The organism is Photobacterium angustum (assembly GCF_002954615.1).
GTDB lineage: Bacteria > Pseudomonadota > Gammaproteobacteria > Enterobacterales > Vibrionaceae > Photobacterium > Photobacterium angustum_A.
Window position 1 is genome coordinate 473,846 of sequence record NZ_MSCJ01000001.1, and the last position, 18,631, is coordinate 492,476.

Sequence of the window (18,631 nt, forward strand, 5' to 3'; positions counted from 1 at the left end):
GCCATAACAACCTTAAGATTTTCTTTATGTTGTCGATAGATGTGTAGTTTGTGCAACATATAAGCAACTCGTATTATTTCGAAATGCGTTCATTGAATTAACGTTTTCGGCTTATTTATCTCTGCCAGAGAGGAACGCAGGCAGTGTCTGATATCCCTAAGATAGTAAAGCGCTTTATTGTACCGGTAGCTTTCGTTACCATTTCTTCTTATTTACCTATGGTGAATGCGAACACCGTTCGGATTATTGGTCCGTCGAATGAGGATGGATCCTATTCGCAAGCGAGCCGAGGTATTGATACACCTGATTTTCGTTCAATTTCGCAGTCAAATACCGCACCACTTTCTACTCGTCGTTATGGCCCAACAGGTGAAAAAGAAACCTTGTGGTCAATCGCATCTCGAAATCGTCCTAATGCATCAGTATCCGTATACCAAGTTATCGGTGCTATTTATCACGTTAATCCACAAGCATTCGAAAACAGCAATATTCATGGTTTGATCCCTGGTAGCACTTTGGTTATGCCAACATTAAGCCAGATTAAAAATGAGAAAGAGAGTTTGATCCGTCGTCAATTAGAAGCGGATAAAAAGCGTGCGCCATATATAAAAGCAAAGCCAACTAGTCAAAAACGTGTTGTAAAATTAAAGCCCAAGCCTGAAGAACTACAAAAAATACAAGCAGAGCAGGCAGCGAAAAAAGACGTAAAAAGCACACAGCCCGCAGAGCCAATTGTAAAGCCTGTAGTTGTGGTTGATGAAACGACTAAGCCAACAACAGACGTTCCAGTTAAAACAATAGAAAAAGCGGTAGCTGTAGCAACAACCGCTGGTGTTATTAGTGCTGCGACACCAACAGAATTAACAACGAATACTTCTGAAGCGCCTAAAACTGAAAAAGTTGAAGTTGCTGATGTAGATAATGCAGAGAATACGGCTATTCCAGCCAAGCCTGAATTGTCAGAACAGCAAAAAGCGATGACTGATGAGCAAATGACAAAGCTGGTGGAAAGCAACCACATGCTTCGTTTACGCTTAGCGGAAATGCAACAAGAAGTGTTAGCACTTAAAGATCAAGTACAAGACAGTGATAAAGTTCGCCAAGAAATATTATTGTTTTTAGAACAACAAAAAGAAATTCAACAAACACCACAAGTTGTGACGCCACCAACGACGACATGGTTTGACTCTCTTGCCAATAATCCTTGGGCATTAGCTGCTGCTGGTATTATTCCTGGCGGTTTACTTGCCGCATTGCTGGCATTCTTCTTATTGCGTCGTAAAGAAGAAGATCAAGATGAGGTGAAATCATTAAATGCTCCAGAGGCTTCAGTTGCTGAAACGGCACCTGTTGTCATCCCTCCTATTGATGGTGATGAGCAAGCTCTTGATACTTCAGATGACTTAGATGACCTGTTTGCGGATGATGATCTATTCAATGATCCTGACTTTACGTTAGATATTGATGATAAAAATGATCCATCAACTAAAAATGAGAAAGAAGAGGTAAAAGAGCCTGTTACTGAGTTTAGCGATGAAGTTGATGCTAAGACTGAATCAGCAGTTGTTAATGATATTGAATTTGATGAAACTTTTGAAAATAACTTAAGTAGTAGTATTTCAGTTAAAGGCGATGACGCTATTGGTTTAGAAGACATGGAGCGTGCTCTCGATGAAATGGATAATGAGAGCGAGCCAAGTTCAGATGAAGCCTTAGCGTTAATGTGGGAGAAATCTCTCAATGAATCAGCGAAAGATGAAGATACCGAAAATAGTATCGATGATTTTGATTTATCTCAGGATGACTTTGACCTTAGTGATAATGACGATGTTAAGCCATTGCCAGAAGATAACGAAGATGAAGAGTTAGATAACGGCTTGTTAGAGCAATCGTTATTAGATGAAATTTTGCAACAAGCAGAAGAGCAAAGCCAAGATCGTGCTACGTCTGAAGTTAATGATGAGTCAAATGATGTTGAAGTTAAAGCCTCTGAGAATATTGACCAAGATGAATTGGATGCATTATTTGGTAGTTTTGGTGCTGATTTACCTGAATTAGATCAAACTGTTTCAGATGAACTGACGGATGAAACACAAGATGATGAACGTGTTTTTGAAGAAGGTAGTACTGCATTACTTGATGAGTTAGTAGAACATGATGAATTAAGTAGTGATATTGAACTTGAAGAAGACAGTACAGCATTGCTTGATGAGTTAATCCTAGATGAAGATGAACCGGAACAATCTGATTCAACGATAGAAGTGGCTGAAGACAGTACTGCATTGCTTGATGAGTTAATTCTAGATGAGGATGAACCTGAACAATCTGATTCAACGATAGAGGTGGCTGAAGATAGTACTGAACTGCTAGATGAATTATTAAAAGACAATGATGCTGAAAGTGAAATTTCATCACAAAAAGATGACATTGCCATTGATGAATCCAGTACTGAATTATTAGATGAAATTTTATCTGAGCAGTTAGCAGCAGTCGATGAACAAGATGCTCCTAATAATGAGAATCAACATCTTGATGAAATTATTGAATCGCCATCATTCGCTTTTGATATAGAGCAGAAATCACAGGGTGTTATTGATCCTGAAAGTGATGTTGAAAAAAATGCTCAACTGGAAAAAGAAATATCGATTACTGATGAAAGCAATGCTGATACTGTAGAGCCTGATACATTAGGGTCTGAAGTTGTAACTGAATTGCCGAGTGAAGAAGCACCGAATGATGTTTTCACGTCTGAATTTGTTAGTGACACTCGTGATACGCCATCGAAAGAAGTCCTTGAGTCACAAAATACTGAAGAGCTGCAAACCTTATCGCCAAGTAGTGAACAGAAATTTGATGAGATCTTAGATGATGTTTTAGACGAAGACTTTTATCGTCAATCGCTAGACAGTGATGTTAAGCCATTAACCGTTGCAGATCTTGAACGTGAACTAGATGAGCAAGATGCATTAGCGAGTCATGTTGCAGTAGAGCAACATGAACCGCTGAATGTAGACGATCTTCCTTCTTTTGATGAAGAGGATGCATTAAAAGCATTTGCTGATGATGTGTATGAATCACCACAAGAAGATGCTGTTCATCAAGACGTATTATCACTCGATGATTTACCTGAATTTGATGAACAAGCGGCATTGGATGATCCTGATGCAGAGCCTTTTGACGAAACAGAACTTAATAACGAGATTGATGAGCAAATCGCACTTGATAATGTTATTCGTCAATTGCAGCAAGCCGCGGAAGCTGCAGACAAGTATTCATCTAGACCTGAATTATCTCCTGAAAATACAGTAGATTTTGTTGCTGAAACCGCTCCTGAATTACCAGATGAGTCATCGTTACCAGCATCAGCTGTTGCTAGTGAAAATGAAGTATCGCCATTTGATACCGCTCAAAGGGATATTTATCCTTTTGAAAAACTTGATCCAACAACCATTCCAGAGTTTGATGAAGGTGAAGCGCTGCAAGCCTCATTGGATGAACAACATGAGCTTGAGCAATATGAAATTGAACAAGGTTTACGTTTACCCAATGAAGAGCCTATTGACGTAACAGAGAAGCCAGTTGTATTAGATCAGTTGGATCAAACTATGGTTGATTCTGCAGGTCTTGATATGGATGCGCTACTGTTTGATGATTCGTTAAATGATAATGCAGAGAACGAAGGTCCATCTCAGCCAATACAGCCACAAGATGTTAGTGACAGCACGACTGATGTTGAGACTGAGTCATCGTTAACTGATGAACTACCCAAACAGCAAGTGGAGCGCTCTGGGCTGGGTTTAGAAGACGATGAACGTGATGGATTATTAACGCAAACTACAGATGAGTTAGTGGCAGATCATACTTTTGACGATGAGCTGTCTGATGATGATGCTAAAGTATGGCAAACCTCGGTATCTGAGCCTGAATTAGCTCAAGAAGATTGGACACAACAACCGCATTTGGTAAAAGACGACGTGAAGTCGGTTTCGTTAGAGTCTGACTTCTCATTACGTACAAGTGATCTGGAAAGCGAAGCAACCAGTGAGTTACTGGCTGAACAACCAAGAGCTGAAAAGCCATCTTATATTAGTATTGATGAATTAATGAAAGATGACCCATCACATCAGCAAGTCGATCCCGATGCTAACCCTTTAAATTTAGAGGTAGGGCTTGATGAGTACCCTGATATGTTAGCCAGTATTGGTGACTATGATGTTGATACTAATGGTGAGTATGCAAGTAAACTTGATTTGGCTAAAGCTTATTTAGAAATGAATGATAGCGAAGGTGCTGTTGGTTTATTAGAGGATATTGCGAAAAATGCTGAACAAGAGCTTCAAGCAGAAGCCCAAAGACTGCTTTTGAAGCTATAACACCACTTTTGTTTAAGATAGAAAAAGCACGGTAGAGATAATTCTATCGTGCTTTTTTATTTTTACTTGCCGCATTATGTTATCCATGTCGCGCTATTCTTTCCCTTATCTTGTGAATTACTTATAATTCGGAACAGTTTCGTAAATTACGTGTTAGTGGTTTACATAGGTTTGATTAATCGAAGTTGAATAAATTATGCGAATAGCTTTAGGTGTAGAGTACGATGGTGCTAAGTATTATGGCTGGCAACGCCAACGTGATGTAGATAGCGTACAAGAGCGTTTGGAAAAAGCTCTCTCTAAAGTCGCCAATCAACCAGTAGAAGTTTTCTGTGCTGGGCGTACTGATGCTGGTGTTCATGGTACGGGGCAGGTTGTTCACTTCGATATTAATATTGATCGCAAAATGGTGGCGTGGACGATGGGCGCCAATGCTCATCTTCCTAAAGATATTGCTGTACGTTGGGCAACAGAAGTGAGTGAGGATTTTCATGCTCGTTTTACTGCGACAGCACGCCGTTATCGTTACATTATTTTTAATAACGCCTTACGTCCCGCTATTTTAGGTAATGGTGTTAGCCATTATCACGGCCATCTTGATGAGAAAAAAATGCATGAGGCTGGTCAATATTTATTGGGGGAGAATGACTTTACTTCATTCCGCGCTGTGCACTGCCAATCGCGTAGCCCATGGCGTAATTTAATGCATCTGAAAGTCACTCGACAAGGTGACTTTGTGATCATTGATATCAAAGCGAATGCGTTTGTTCACCATATGGTACGTAACATCACTGGTAGCTTAATCAAAGTCGGCAAAGGCGAAGAAAAGCCTGAGTGGATTGAGTGGCTACTTGCGCAAAAAAATCGCACATTAGCAGGGGCAACAGCCAAAGCCGAAGGCTTGTACTTGGTTGATGTTGACTACCCGAAAGAGCACAATTTACCACGTGTACCACTAGGTCCGTTATTCTTAGCCGATTGAGTAAACACGCTTAGCTTGATAAGGTAGTACCAGTTTTTTATCTACAGATTAGCAAGATTGTGTTTTAATCTCTGATCGTTATCCAATGAATTTGTATCTTCGGCCATTGACGGCGGAAGCATTAAGAATAAAGGTCATTCATGAGCTGGCTTGAAAAGATTCTAACTAAAAGCAACATTGTCTCTTCACGAAAAGTGTCGATTCCTGAGGGCGTTTGGACGAAATGTACCTCTTGTGATCAAGTACTGTACCATGCAGATCTTGAGCGCAATCTAGAGGTGTGCCCTAAGTGTGATCATCACATGCGTATGAAAGCACGTCGTCGTCTTGAAACTTTCTTAGACGCTGATACGCAAGTTGAGATTGCCGCAGAGCTAGAGCCGCAAGATAAGCTTAAATTCCGCGATTCTAAAAAGTACAAAGATCGTTTGTATAGCGCTCAAAAAGCCACCGGTGAAAAAGATGCATTAATCGCAATGAAAGGGGAAGTACTAGGTCTACCTATTGTTGCATGTGCTTTTGAATTCTCTTTTATGGGCGGTTCAATGGGCTCTGTCGTTGGTGCTAAATTTGTACGAGCAGTGGATGCGGCAATTGAAAATAACTGCCCATTGATCTGTTTCTCCGCAAGTGGCGGTGCACGTATGCAAGAAGCATTGATGTCACTGATGCAAATGGCAAAAACCAGTGCGGCGTTAGAGCGTTTATCAGCGAAAGGCTTACCTTTCTTCTCTGTGTTAACCGATCCAACTATGGGTGGTGTATCAGCATCTCTTGCAATGCTTGGTGATATCAATATTGGTGAGCCAAAAGCACTGATCGGTTTTGCAGGCCAACGTGTTATTGAGCAAACGGTACGTGAGAAGTTACCAGAAGGCTTCCAACGTAGTGAGTTCCTACTTGAACATGGTGCGATTGATATGATTGTTGATCGCCGTGAAATGCGTCAGCGTATCGCAGGTCTTGTTGCCAAAATGACCAACCAAGCATCACCGTTAGTTGTTTCTGTCGATAGTAAGCCTGAGCCTGTTGAGGCTCCTGTCCAAACTGAAGATCCAGAAAACGTATAATTGGTTATATTGATTGATGGATATAGAGACCGTTTAGCTAATCGCTAGGCGGTTTTTTTTTGAGTATATAATAGCGCTATTGCCATTAACGTGGCGTTTAATCGAATTTATATCGTCATAGGTTTAAGTTATTTAAGATTCGATGGTAAATTATGGCTCAAGTAATTTATAAACAAGTGAATGATTTATCATGTCAGGATTGACTGCACCACAAGCGACAGCCTCGCTTTCAACATGGCTGAAATATCTTGAGCAATTACATACCAGTGCAATCGATCTTGGATTAGATCGCGTTAAAGCTGTAGGTGAAAAGGCAAATCTTATTAAACCTGCGCCTTGTGTTATTACTGTTGCTGGTACTAATGGCAAAGGTTCAACCTGTGCCATGCTAGAAGCTATCTTAATTGAAGCGGGTTATAAGGTTGGTGTTTATAGCTCTCCTCACCTTGTACGTTATAACGAACGTGTTCGTATCAATAATAAAGAGCTTGATGACAGTGAACATAGCAAAGCATTTGCAAGCGTTGAAGCAGTGCGTGGTGATATAAGTCTAAGCTTATTTGAATTTGGTACGCTTGCTGCGTTAACACTGTTTAAAACACATAAAGTGGATGTTGTTGTACTGGAAGTAGGCCTCGGTGGGCGATTAGATGCCACTAATATTGTTGATCATGATGTTAGCGTGATCACCAGTCTCGCAATCGATCATGTTGATTGGCTTGGTGATAATATTGACGTAATTGGTTATGAAAAAGCTGGTATTTTCCGCTCAGGTAAACCGGCTATTTGCGGCCAACCTCATCCGCCAGCAACGGTTCCTGCTCACGCAGATGATATTGGGGCAGAATTACATCAGGTTGGTTATCAATTTGATTATCAAGCAACTGATGACCATTGGAACTGGCAATGTGGTGCATTTGATTTATCTCACTTGCCTCTCCCTAATTTACCGCTCCCTAATGCAGCCACAGCCTTAATGGCTTTAGGAACGGCAGAGCTTGATATCTCGGAAGAGAATATCATTCAAGGTTTAAGCAAAGCCCAATTACCAGGACGGATGCAGCGTGTGAGTGATGATCCACTGATCATTATGGATGTCGCACATAACCCCCATTCTGCCGAGTATTTCGCTCAGCAATTAAATCGAATTAAGCAAAAAGAAGGTAAGAAGCATATTCATGCTGTCGTTGCGATGCTTCACGATAAAGATATCGCTTCGACAATCGCAATGATGAAAGATGTAGTAGATCACTGGTATCCCGCTTCTTTAACGGGCCCAAGAGCGGCGACTGCCGATGAGATATTGCAGTATTTACCAACAGATTGTATGGGTTTTGATAAGCCAGAAACTGCATTTGACCAAGCGCTAACACAAGCTAACCGCGATGATATGGTAATCGTCTTTGGCTCGTTTTACACTGTCGGGCAAATAACGAGTCATTTACGTTAATGAGTGAAAAAACACTTTATTATAAAGTGGTTAAATAGCATAGGAGTCCATGTGGCTAGCCAATTTCAAAATCGACTGATTGGTACCATTATTTTGGTAACCGTTGGCGTGATTTTTCTTCCTGATCTTTTTGATGGGCAAAAGCAGCACTATAAAGAGCAGTTCGAAAGCATTCCGTTGCAGCCTAAAATGGGTGATCAAAAGGAGTTTACTCAAATACCTAACCCAGAAACGGTAAATTCGGAGCTACCTAAAGATCCTGTTACAGTAACAGTGGATAATGGTAAAGATACGGTTTCAACATCATCAAGTGATAATAATGAGACCTATACCGTTGAAGAAGATAAAGCGCCTCAACCTGAACAGCCTGTTGTGCCAGTTGAGCAACCAAAAACTGTCGTAACCCCTAAACCTGTTGTAAAGCCAGAGCCTACAGTTGTGTCTGACCAAGGTTTAAAAAATAGTGGCTGGATGATCCAATTAGGGACGTTTGGTAATTTTAAGAATGCCAGCGCACTGGTGGCGAAGCTGCGTTTAAATGGTTACCAAGCACATTTATTACCTAAAGATGCACAACCGGGTCAGTATGTAAAAGTTGTTGTGGGACCAGATCTTTCAAAAGACAAGCTTTTGGCTAAGATTGATGACTTGAAAAAATTAACCGGGTTAAGTGGCAAATTGTATCAATTTAGCCCAATAAAACCTTAAGTAAACGTTTGCGTCTTCATTTTTTCTGTTAGAATACGCATCAACAAGACGAAATACACATGATGATCTGGATTGATTATGTAATTTTAGCCGTGATTGGCTTTTCCGCTTTGGTAAGTTTAATCCGTGGTTTTGTTAAAGAAGCACTTTCATTAGTTATCTGGTTTACTGCTTTTTTTGTGGCGAGTAATTTCTACCCACAGCTTGCGGTTTACTTTACAAACTTTCATGATGAAATGCTTCGCAACGGTAGCGCTATTGCCGTTTTATTTATCGCAACGCTGATTGTTGGCGCGGTAGTTAACTATGTTATTGGTCAGTTAGTACAGAAAACAGGGTTATCTGGTACTGATAGAGTTTTGGGCGTAGTTTTTGGTGGGGTTCGCGGCGTGTTAATTGTTGCGGCAGTATTGTTCTTTCTCGATGCCTTTACAGGGTTTGCAAGTGCTGATTGGTGGAAACAGTCAAAACTCATCCCACAGTTTGGCGTCGTCATTGAATGGTTTTTCTCCTATATCAAACACAGTTCAAGCTTCTTACCTAACATGAAATAGCGCCAAATTAATAGCAGTTACCAAGTTTATTTAATTTGGTAACTGTATTTTTATGCATGACGAGGATTTTGGAAATGTGTGGTATTGTTGGAATCGTGGGCTCAACCCCGGTAAACCAGTCTATCTATGATGCACTTACTGTGCTGCAACATCGCGGCCAAGATGCTGCGGGTATTTGTACCTTAGAAAGCAATCGTTTCCGTCTGCGTAAAGCGAATGGTTTAGTGCGTGATGTCTTTGAAGCTAAACACATGCAACGCTTACAAGGTAATGTAGGTATCGGACACGTGCGTTATCCAACTGCGGGTAGCTCTAGTGCATCAGAAGCCCAACCGTTTTATGTTAATTCTCCTTACGGTATTTCACTGGCTCATAATGGTAACTTAACCAATGCAGCTGATATTCGTGAGACTTTATTTGAGCAAGCTAAACGTCATGTAAATACGACCTCAGATTCTGAGATTTTACTGAATATTCTGGCGAATCAACTCGAGCACTGTCCAAGCTATCCTATTAGCCCTGATGAAATCTTTAAATCAGTTAGTGAAGTTCACCGAATTGTAAAAGGTGCGTATGCGGTTGTTGCGATGGTTATCGGTCATGGCTTAATTGCATTTCGTGATCCAAATGGTATTCGCCCTTTATGTATTGGTAAGCGTGAAGAACAAGGTAAAACAGAATACATGGTCGCTTCAGAGTCAGTGGCACTTGATGCGGTTGGTTTTGATTTTGTCCGTGATATCGCGCCTGGTGAAGCTGTTTACATCACTTTTGATGGGCAATTATTTACTCAGCAATGTGCTGATAATCCACAGTTAAACCCATGTGTATTTGAGTTTGTTTACTTTGCTCGTCCTGATTCATTTATTGATAAAGTCTCTGTTTATGGCGCGCGTTTAGCGATGGGCACCAAGCTGGGTGAAAAGATTAAACGAGAATGGGCAGATATTGATATCGATGTTGTTATTCCTATTCCAGAAACTTCTTGTGATAGTGCGCTAGAAATTGCACGTACGTTAGATAAACCTTACCGCCAAGGTTTTGTTAAAAACCGTTATGTAGGCCGTACGTTTATCATGCCTGGACAACAAATGCGTCGTAAGTCTGTGCGTCGTAAACTCAATGCCATTCGCTCTGAATTTAAAGATAAAAATGTATTGTTAGTCGATGACTCTATTGTTCGTGGTACCACATCAGAGCAGATAATCGAAATGGCAAGAGAGGCAGGTGCAAAGAAAGTTTACTTAGCATCAGCAGCACCTGAAATTCGTTTCCCTAATGTCTATGGTATTGATATGCCAAGCGCTAATGAGTTAATTGCTCATGGTCGCGAAGTGGATGAAATTTCAAATATTATCGGTGCCGATGGTCTTATTTTCCAAGATTTACAAGATCTTGTTGATGCTGTCGCTGAAGGAAACCCTGAAATTAAATTATTTGAAACGTCTGTGTTTAATGGTAATTACGTAACCGGTGATGTGAACCAAAAGTACTTAGAGTATTTAGATTCACTACGCAGTGATGACTCGAAAAAGCAGCGTGAGATTCAGCAAGATTTAGCTAATTTAGAGTTACATAACGAAGGCATTTAAGTCTTATATGTGAGCAAATAGAGTTATAAGCCGGAGTGTAAAACTCCGGCTTTTTTATGGATAAACTCAGGCCCCAAACCATGGCTCCATAAGATCACTGACGATGTGATAATCGCGACTAATATTAACAGTTGAGCTCCAAGATCTTAAGGAGCATAGCAAGCCTGTAAGTAAATATACAGAATAAATAAGCCCTAGGGGACCTGCGAATATGAGAAACCAGAGATGCGGAAAGAGTGTGCCATTCTTGTTTTTTTGGGTGGGGTAATACCCCATGCTTTCCCCCATAATCATTTATAATTCAGTATGTTAAGTTCATTTTATGGTGTAACTGCTAAGTTTTAAGTTGTCTTATAACGTTGAGTCGGGACAGGGGAGAGCAAGGGATGGGAACTGTTTATTTTTATGTGGGTTACTGTTCTGAACAGGATAAAAAAAAATGCCATATTAATGAATTAATATGGCATTTTCTAAAATATTACGTTATTGATAAACGTTTTTAGTGTTTTTCTAAGTCAAAGTAGTGACTTGCAAAATCAATAAATAGACGTAGTTTTTCTGGTTGGTAATCACGGTGATTATAAATCAAATATACATCACGTGGGTTTGCAGACCAGTTTTTAAGTACTTGTGTCACTTCACCGGCTGCAATGTATTTTTCTAGCATAACGTCAGGCATTAGGGTAATACCTAAGCCAGCACAACATGCTTTACGAACAACGTTAAGTTCGCTTGCTTCAAAGCGACCTCGTTCATTAATCGTAACGGTTTCGCCGTTGTGGTTGTTTAGACGCCAGCGTAGTAAAGGATTACCTTTTAATAAAACATGGTCGTGAAGATCTTGAGCATGTTTAGGCTCTGGGTTTTTCTTTAAATACTCAGGGCTAGCAACAAGAATATCTTTTACTTCATTGATACGGCGAGCGATCAGTGTTGAATCTCGTTGAGGACCAATACGGAACATAACATCCCAGTCCGTCGGATCAAGTTGATCTGGCTCATTGCTCATATATAGCTGAATGCTAATTGCTGGATGTTCCAACATAAAGGCATTCAATAAAGGTTGAAGCATTACCTTGGTAATATTGGTTGGTGCGGCAATACGTAGCTTGCCCGCAGCACCTTTACACTCTTCACTAATATGTTCAGTCGTATCAAGTAACTGTTGTAGTAAAGGCGCACAGTCATGATAGAACTTTTGACCGGCTTCAGTAAGTGACAGTTTACGGGCATGACGATTAAGCAGGCGAATATTAAGGCCTTCTTCAAGTGCTTGAATTCGACGTGTCAGTGTCGCAACTGGTACCTGGGTTTTTCTAGATGCAGCGGTATAACTGCCATTTTCCACAACCATGCGGAATAAATTTAGATCGTCAAGTTTCATAAAAAAGTCATTATTGAACGCTTATGATGAGCAATTGTATAACAAAATGAGTCAAATGCATCTCTTTTTCTTTATTTTGCCTACTAAAATAGTGTTTTGATCATGTTTATTAAGGTTAATTTACCAAAATAAAGGTTTACGATAATTTGAAGTGTATTACATAAATGAATTTATTTTTATTAAATGTTAATGAATAGATATTTTTTGTGATGTTTTTTCTATGCTTAATAGAGTCGCAAAAGTTAGACAGTCTTTAAGGCTTTTTATTTCAGTTCGTTATGTGCCTTAAACTAAGTAGGTATTTGGGAGGTGGTTTTGCTAGAAGGGAAAGATGTTCTCGTTGTAGAAGACGACCCAGTATTTAGAAATATGATTGTTGGCTTTCTTGAGAGCCAAGGATGCTTAGTGCAAGAGGCTGATAATGGCTTAGAAGGGCTACGTGCATTAAAGGAGCATATTCCTGATCTGTTACTCTGCGATCTCGCGATGCCTGTTATGACAGGTATGGAGTTTGTTGAAGAAGTGTCTATTCAATATCCAATGATACCAATTATTGTGATTTCAGGAACGGGAGAAATGACAGATGTTGCTTTGGCATTACGACTTGGCGTTAAGGATTTCTTAATAAAGCCATTGGAAAATATTTTAATGCTGAAGTCTTCTATGGTATCGGTATTGAAAGGGCAAGACAGTGCAACACATCATCGACAAGATTTTTCTAATCGATGGTTTGCTACTACTGAAGATACAGAGCCTGTTGAAGAAGAGTTGGAATGGCATATTAAAGATTTGCAAAATAATCCTAAAGCAGCACGTGAGCTATTAGTGGGGTTAATGCCTGAAACACAATCGACTTATGGGAGATGGCAGTTAAATTATTGTGTTTTACAATCCATAGATTCCCTCCCAGTTATTCTTGATTATACGTGGCTATTAGATGGTCAATTAGCTTTTTACCTTCTTGATACCAGTAGTGGAGATCATAATGCGACGGCAACAGCGTTGTTAATTCGTGCTTTTTTTAATGATTATTTACGTAATCAAGGTAATTGTTTAGAAAGCTTGAGCCACTTAGTCTCATTAATTGAAAAAGGGATGAAGCACTCAGGTTATGCGTCACCCATCAAGGCCTTGTTTGGTGTGTTTGATTTGTCGGATAGATGTTTGCATATTCTTCCTGCAGGTATTGAATCACAACTTCGAACAAGTGATGACTCTTTTGAAGTCGCATCAGGTGAATGGCTTGGACGAGAAGCAAGGCACAATATGTTATCGAAGCTAGCATTGTCTCCATCAGGTGGGCGTTTATCGCTAAGTCAATTGGGACATGCTAGTTTTAGTGTGAACTTTAAAAATATCAATATGTAAAAAAGGGCAGTGTTAGCAACACTACCCTTAAACGGATTATTATCAATATGGTATTAAGCTTCTGCTGTTTTAACCTCTGCAGTTTCATCATGAGATGAAGATTCCGCACCATGCATCCAATTAATTAACGTATTGGATAGCAACAGTAGCAATACACCAGCAATCACTGCGGTAATTGCAATACCTGAGAAGATTGCTAAAGGACCAGCTTCACCAATACGTGAACCAATTTCACCTGCAATGTAGTTAGCAATGGCGTTAGCACCAAACCATGCACCCATCATTAATGACGCTAAACGAAGAGGTGCAAGTTTTGTCACCATTGATAAACCAATTGGTGATAAACATAGCTCACCAATAGTATGGAAGAAGTATGCGCCAATCAGCCATAGCATTGATGTTTTAACCGTCATATCACCGCCTTGTTCAAGCGCAGCACCAATCATACAGGCAAAGCCAATTGCAAGAGAGAACATAGCTAGTGCAAATTTCACGGGTGAATTGGGTTCACTCTTGCCCATTTTTACCCAAAGAGCAGCAAGGATAGGGGCACAAATAATAATGAAAAATGGATTAAGTGACTGGAACCAAGCTGCAGGTACTTCGAAACTACCAATCATACGGTTTGTGTATTCTTGAGAATAGATATTCATTAAGCCGCCAGCCTGTTCAAAGCCCGCCCAGAATACGATAACAAAAGTACACATCACCATAATTACTTTCAGGCGATCACGTTCAATTTTGGTTAGTGGCTCTTTCTTACCACTTACATTGTTTGCTGCATCACGAACAGCTGCAGGAACGGTGCCAATGTCACCAAGGTAGCGTTGTGCGAAGAATAATTGGATTAATAAGCTAAATAGCATACCGATACCGGCACATAAGAAACCTGCTTTCCAGCCATAAACGGCAGAAGCTGTACCTGCAATAACACCCGCAAGTAACGAACCTATGTTGATACCCATATAGAAAATAGTAAATGCACCATCACGACGGTTATCGCCTTCTTTGTAGAGATCACCCACCATGGTTGAGATGTTTGGTTTAAATAAACCATTACCAATGATCAGGAAAGTAAGTCCTAGATAGAAAGCTTTTACAGCATGAGGATCAACCACACTGTGTGGGAGTGCTAGAGTAAATTGACCAATAGCCATTAGTACGCCACCAATAATAATTGATCGACGTTGGCCTAAAAAGTTATCTGCAATCCATCCACCAATTAAGGGGGTAAAGTAGACAAGACCTGTGTAAATACCATATAGGCTTAATGCTTCTTGAGTGCTCCAGCCTAAGCCGCCATCGATCGTTTTATCTGTTAAGTACAAAACTAAAATAGCGCGCATGGCGTAGTAGGAGAAACGCTCCCATAGCTCAGTTCCAAATAACAGGAACAAGCCTTTTGGGTGGCCCAATAAGGTACCACTACTATTATGACTCATAGGATTCTCTATATTATTGTGATGGTGTGTTTGCTAATACCCGTAGTTTTATAAAGCACAATATATACGACTGCAAGTTTTTACATTTAAAGAACAAATGAAAAACATTTCAACTCATTGAAAAATAAATAGTTGCGCTTTTTTTGTTCAAAATTGAAAAGTTAATTTTCAGTATGAAAGTGATAAGGTTGTATCGATTAACTCTATTTTTTTGGTTTTTTGTTTTGTTTTTATGTCTTTCTTTGGTTTTTTTGTTTGTCAGATTTTGTTGTTCATGAATGTTACAAAGTTTGGCTGTGAAATTACTTTAAAAATAGTTGCTGTCTTGGCCTCTATAAACGAGTTGAGTAATAATAAGAGCTTAATAAATACTTTTATCCTTCATTAGCAGCAATATAAAAAATAGTTATTTATGTATATAATAACGATGAATTTTAATGTTTAGGATTGATGATGAAAGATTGGTATTTGCTTTATTGTAAGCGCAGTGAACAAGAGCGTGCAGTGATCAATCTGGATCGTCAAGGTGTGGATTGCTACTACCCTCAAGTAACAGTAAAAAAAGTGAGTAGAGGCAAACGAATAGAATCAATTGAACCATTATTTCCAAGTTATGTTTTTGTTCAATTTGATCCTGAAACGGTAAGTTATACATCGGTACGATCAACGCGTGGTGTCGCTGACTTTATTCGCTGCGGTGCAATGCCACAAAAAGTACGTGAAGAACTTATTTATAACTTAATGATGAATGAAGATAGCGAAGAGCATCAACGTTTGTTGTCAATGTTGCCTCAGCCCGGTGAAAAATTAAAATTAGAGCAAGGTAAATTTCAAGGTCTTGAAGCTATTTACCAAGAGCCTGATGGTGAGAAACGCTCCTTTATGCTGATTAACTTGTTAGGTAAGCCTGTGAAAGTAAGTGTTGAGAATACTGATTTGCTTAAAAAGTGAACATCACTCTCTATAAATTAGAACTCTCTTTTGCATATTTGAAAGCCATCTAATACGATGTTTATAAACATAATATACTGGAAAAAAAATTGAATACTTCATTAGTGCGTAAAGCTGTTATTCCTGTTGCTGGTCTGGGTACTCGAATGTTACCTGCAACTAAAGCTATTCCAAAAGAGATGCTTCCAATTGTCGATAAGCCGCTTATTCAGCATGTAGTGAATGAGTGTGTTGCTGCGGGAATTAAAGAAATTATTTTAGTGACACATTCTTCAAAAAATTCGATTGAGAACCACTTTGATACCTCATTTGAATTAGAAGCGACATTAGAATCGCGCGTGAAACGTCAGTTACTTGAAGAAGTACAAGCGATTTGTCCACCAGATGTCACCATTATGCATGTACGTCAAGGTCAAGCTAAAGGTTTGGGTCATGCAGTATTATGTGCACATCCTCTTGTTGGTGATGCGCCTTTTGCTGTTGTTTTACCTGACGTGATTTTGGATGATGTTGCGAGCGATTTACGTTGCGATAATATGGCAGCGATGGTGGAAATGTTCAACGAGACTAAAGTTAGTCAGGTGATGGTTGAACCCGTTCCAATGTCTGAAGTGTCAAACTACGGTGTTGCGGATATTAATGGTGTGGAATTACATGCAGGTGAATCTGCACCGATGACGAAAGTTGTGGAAAAGCCTTCAGTTGAAGATGCACCTTCTAATTTAGCTATTGTAGGTCGTTACATTCTTCCTGCGGAAATTTGGGCATTATTAGCTCGTACTCCTGTTGGTGCGGGTGATGAAATTCAATTAACCGACGCTATTGATATGCTAATGCAGTCTCAACAAGTAAATGCATTTCATATGTCAGGTGTAAGCCATGATTGCGGTAGTAAAATTGGTTACATGAAAGCGTTTGTTGAATATGGTATGCGTCATAACCAATTTGGTGAAGAATTTACAGCGTATTTAAAGCAACTTGCTAAAAGCTTATAGCCGACGTCATAAATTGTGTTATCAAAAGAATAAGCGATGGTATTCCATCGCTTTTTTTGATTAAAATTATTCGCCGTGGAACTGTTCGCAAGCTAACATCGTATTTTCTATTAATGTCGCGACTGTCATTGGGCCAACACCACCTGGGACTGGGGTGATGTGTTTTGCTTTTTGGCTGGCAATATCAAATTCAACATCACCACATAATTTACCGTTATCTAAGCGGTTAATACCCACATCAATGACTGTTGCACCTTCTTTAATCCAAGCGCCAGGAATAAAGTTAGGTTTACCTACTGCAACTACAAGAATATCGGCACGTCGAACATGGCTCTCTAGATCTTGAGTAAAACGGTGACAAGTTGTTGTTGTTGCGCCAGCTAATAATAACTCGAGTGTCATTGGGCGACCTACAATATTAGAAGCGCCAACAATAATCGCTTCTTTCCCTCGTACTGGAATATTGTAACGATCTAAGAGGGTTATTATACCTTTAGGGGTACAAGAACGCAGCTTTGGTATACGTTGACTTAAGCGTCCAACATTGTATGGATGGAAACCATCAACATCCTTTTCAGGATCAATACGCTCTAAAATTCTCGTGCTATCCATACCGGCAGGTAATGGTAGCTGGACTAAAATACCATCAATCGTCGGATCGAGATTTAATTCATCAATAAGAAGTAATAATTCTTCTTCTGAGGCTGTTGGTGGCAGATCAAATGATTTAGAGACAAAGCCGACTTCTTCACAGGCTTTTCGCTTACTACCGACATAAATTTGAGAAGCAGGATCTTGACCTACGAGCACAACAGCTAAGCCGGGTGCACGAAGACCTGCATCTTTACGAGCTTTCACTCTAGCGGCAACTTCCTGTCGAACTGTTTGGGATATTAATTTCCCATCAATAATTTGGGCGGTCATGGTAATCCTTTTTATATAGGCTAAGCATGTGGACGCTATTATTGTGTCAGAAAATGATAACTTTAGCCACAGCGCAAACGTTTGCTTTTTGTTTGTTCAGTAATAGCAATGGTGGGCATAACAATCTTAAGTATTTATCGTTGAAGGGAATACGTATATATAATTGCGATGGAAAAAGTGAAATTAAAACAGATTGGTTTAACTTTAATCGGTTGGCAGTTTAAATCATGAAATTTAAAGTAAACGTATTGACCTTAATGATTAGCAACGTATAATCCTGCCTCGTAACTTCATGTTACACAATGATGCGCCCTTAGCTCAGCTGGATAGAGCACGTCCCTTCTAAGGATGTGGTCGCAGGTTCGAATCCTGCAGGGCGTGCCATTCTCTCTTCTTTATTTATAATCTCCAATATTTAATACATTTCTAATTTCTTCAAATACAAAAAATCATTCTATTTGTTAGTCTTGAATATCTAAAAAATGGTTTCTCTTTACTTCCTATTTGCGTTAATTCGACTGTTTTTCCAACATTTGAACCCAAAAAACGCAGAGATCTATGATTATTTTCTCCTTACCCCTTGAAATGCTCGTTATAGACCCTATCTTGTGTTTCAGTTGTAGAGCTAGATAGCAGTTTAGTCTATCTCATCTCGACGTCACCTAAGTGTGCCGTTATAATAACGCGCTTTAATTTCTAAGTTGGATGAGCAGATCTGACAGTTTAGAAATAAAGTAAAAGAATTGAGGCGTTATGGTTTTCGAGCCGTAACACGAAAAGGATGCCACCGTCAGTAAATGGCTGTTCGGCAACATCACTCAGAAAGCTGAGTAAGTTT

13 protein-coding genes and 1 tRNA gene are annotated in these 18,631 nt (G+C 39.6%); 11 read left to right on the plus strand and 3 right to left on the minus strand.

Annotated elements, in window-relative coordinates; all coding sequences use genetic code 11:
• Positions 1-143 precede the first annotated feature (143 nt).
• The 7 genes from BTO08_RS02055 to purF all read left to right on the plus strand — a co-directional run bounded on the left by BTO08_RS02055 (position 144) and on the right by purF (position 10,729).
• A complete protein-coding gene (locus BTO08_RS02055; protein ID WP_105059687.1) occupies positions 144-4,373 on the plus strand; it encodes a FimV/HubP family polar landmark protein in 4,230 nt (1,409 codons plus the stop codon).
• Positions 4,374-4,569: 196 nt separating this feature from the next.
• Entirely contained in the window at positions 4,570-5,355 is a 786-nt protein-coding gene (gene truA / locus BTO08_RS02060) for a tRNA pseudouridine(38-40) synthase TruA (RefSeq protein WP_105059688.1), read from the plus strand.
• 140 nt (positions 5,356-5,495) lie between these two features.
• Positions 5,496-6,425, plus strand: coding sequence for an acetyl-CoA carboxylase, carboxyltransferase subunit beta (gene accD, locus BTO08_RS02065; RefSeq protein WP_105059689.1), 930 nt, complete (start codon positions 5,496-5,498; stop codon positions 6,423-6,425).
• Positions 6,426-6,615: 190 nt separating this feature from the next.
• Positions 6,616-7,875: a bifunctional tetrahydrofolate synthase/dihydrofolate synthase gene (gene folC, locus BTO08_RS02070; protein ID WP_105059690.1), complete on the plus strand. Its 1,260-nt coding sequence runs from the start codon at positions 6,616-6,618 to the stop codon at positions 7,873-7,875.
• Positions 7,876-7,926: 51 nt separating this feature from the next.
• A complete protein-coding gene (gene dedD, locus BTO08_RS02075) occupies positions 7,927-8,583 on the plus strand; it encodes a cell division protein DedD (RefSeq protein WP_105059691.1) in 657 nt (218 codons plus the stop codon).
• Between the two features lie 62 nt (positions 8,584-8,645).
• A complete protein-coding gene (cvpA, locus tag BTO08_RS02080; protein WP_006646399.1) occupies positions 8,646-9,137 on the plus strand; it encodes a colicin V production protein in 492 nt (163 codons plus the stop codon).
• 74 nt (positions 9,138-9,211) lie between these two features.
• A complete protein-coding gene (purF, locus tag BTO08_RS02085) occupies positions 9,212-10,729 on the plus strand; it encodes an amidophosphoribosyltransferase (protein WP_105059692.1) in 1,518 nt (505 codons plus the stop codon).
• A gap of 499 nt (positions 10,730-11,228) precedes the next feature.
• Here purF and BTO08_RS02090 read toward each other — a convergent pair whose 3' ends face one another.
• Positions 11,229-12,113 (minus strand): LysR family transcriptional regulator, encoded by an 885-nt coding sequence (locus BTO08_RS02090; RefSeq protein WP_005369119.1) that lies wholly within the window; start codon positions 12,111-12,113, stop codon positions 11,229-11,231.
• A gap of 315 nt (positions 12,114-12,428) precedes the next feature.
• On the opposite strand from BTO08_RS02090, the gene BTO08_RS02095 reads away from it, so the two are divergent.
• Positions 12,429-13,481: a response regulator gene (locus tag BTO08_RS02095; RefSeq protein ID WP_105059693.1), complete on the plus strand. Its 1,053-nt coding sequence runs from the start codon at positions 12,429-12,431 to the stop codon at positions 13,479-13,481.
• 53 nt (positions 13,482-13,534) lie between these two features.
• Here BTO08_RS02095 and BTO08_RS02100 read toward each other — a convergent pair whose 3' ends face one another.
• Positions 13,535-14,923 (minus strand): peptide MFS transporter, encoded by a 1,389-nt coding sequence (locus BTO08_RS02100; RefSeq protein WP_105059694.1) that lies wholly within the window; start codon positions 14,921-14,923, stop codon positions 13,535-13,537.
• 453 nt (positions 14,924-15,376) lie between these two features.
• Between BTO08_RS02100 and rfaH the strand changes: the two genes are divergently transcribed.
• Both rfaH and galU read left to right on the plus strand, forming a co-directional pair.
• Positions 15,377-15,874 (plus strand): transcription/translation regulatory transformer protein RfaH, encoded by a 498-nt coding sequence (gene rfaH / locus BTO08_RS02105; protein WP_105059695.1) that lies wholly within the window; start codon positions 15,377-15,379, stop codon positions 15,872-15,874.
• An 89-nt stretch (positions 15,875-15,963) separates the two neighbouring features.
• On the plus strand, positions 15,964-16,869 hold the full coding sequence (gene galU / locus BTO08_RS02110) for a UTP--glucose-1-phosphate uridylyltransferase GalU (protein ID WP_105059696.1): 906 nt from the start codon (positions 15,964-15,966) through the stop codon (positions 16,867-16,869).
• Between the two features lie 66 nt (positions 16,870-16,935).
• On the opposite strand, the gene folD is transcribed toward galU, so the two are convergent.
• The gene (gene folD / locus BTO08_RS02115) at positions 16,936-17,793 is read right to left on the minus strand and encodes a bifunctional methylenetetrahydrofolate dehydrogenase/methenyltetrahydrofolate cyclohydrolase FolD (RefSeq protein WP_045084035.1); all 858 of its coding nucleotides are present in this window, start codon (positions 17,791-17,793) and stop codon (positions 16,936-16,938) included.
• Positions 17,794-18,100: 307 nt separating this feature from the next.
• Between folD and BTO08_RS02120 the strand changes: the two genes are divergently transcribed.
• Positions 18,101-18,177, plus strand: a tRNA-Arg gene (locus BTO08_RS02120).
• Positions 18,178-18,631 lie beyond the last annotated feature (454 nt).

Excerpts from the sequence above, each read along its gene's own strand:
- truA (WP_105059688.1), top strand. The coding sequence starts at position 4,570 with ATGCGAATAGCTTTAGGTGTAGAGTACGATGGTGCTAAGTATTATGGC.
- accD (WP_105059689.1), top strand. The coding sequence starts at position 5,496 with ATGAGCTGGCTTGAAAAGATTCTAACTAAAAGCAACATTGTCTCTTCA.
- folC (WP_105059690.1), top strand. The coding sequence starts at position 6,616 with ATGTCAGGATTGACTGCACCACAAGCGACAGCCTCGCTTTCAACATGG.
- cvpA (WP_006646399.1), top strand. The coding sequence starts at position 8,646 with ATGATCTGGATTGATTATGTAATTTTAGCCGTGATTGGCTTTTCCGCT.
- purF (WP_105059692.1), top strand. The coding sequence starts at position 9,212 with ATGTGTGGTATTGTTGGAATCGTGGGCTCAACCCCGGTAAACCAGTCT.
- BTO08_RS02090 (WP_005369119.1), bottom strand. The coding sequence starts at position 12,113 with ATGAAACTTGACGATCTAAATTTATTCCGCATGGTTGTGGAAAATGGC.
- BTO08_RS02100 (WP_105059694.1), bottom strand. The coding sequence starts at position 14,923 with ATGAGTCATAATAGTAGTGGTACCTTATTGGGCCACCCAAAAGGCTTG.
- rfaH (WP_105059695.1), top strand. The coding sequence starts at position 15,377 with ATGAAAGATTGGTATTTGCTTTATTGTAAGCGCAGTGAACAAGAGCGT.
- folD (WP_045084035.1), bottom strand. The coding sequence starts at position 17,793 with ATGACCGCCCAAATTATTGATGGGAAATTAATATCCCAAACAGTTCGA.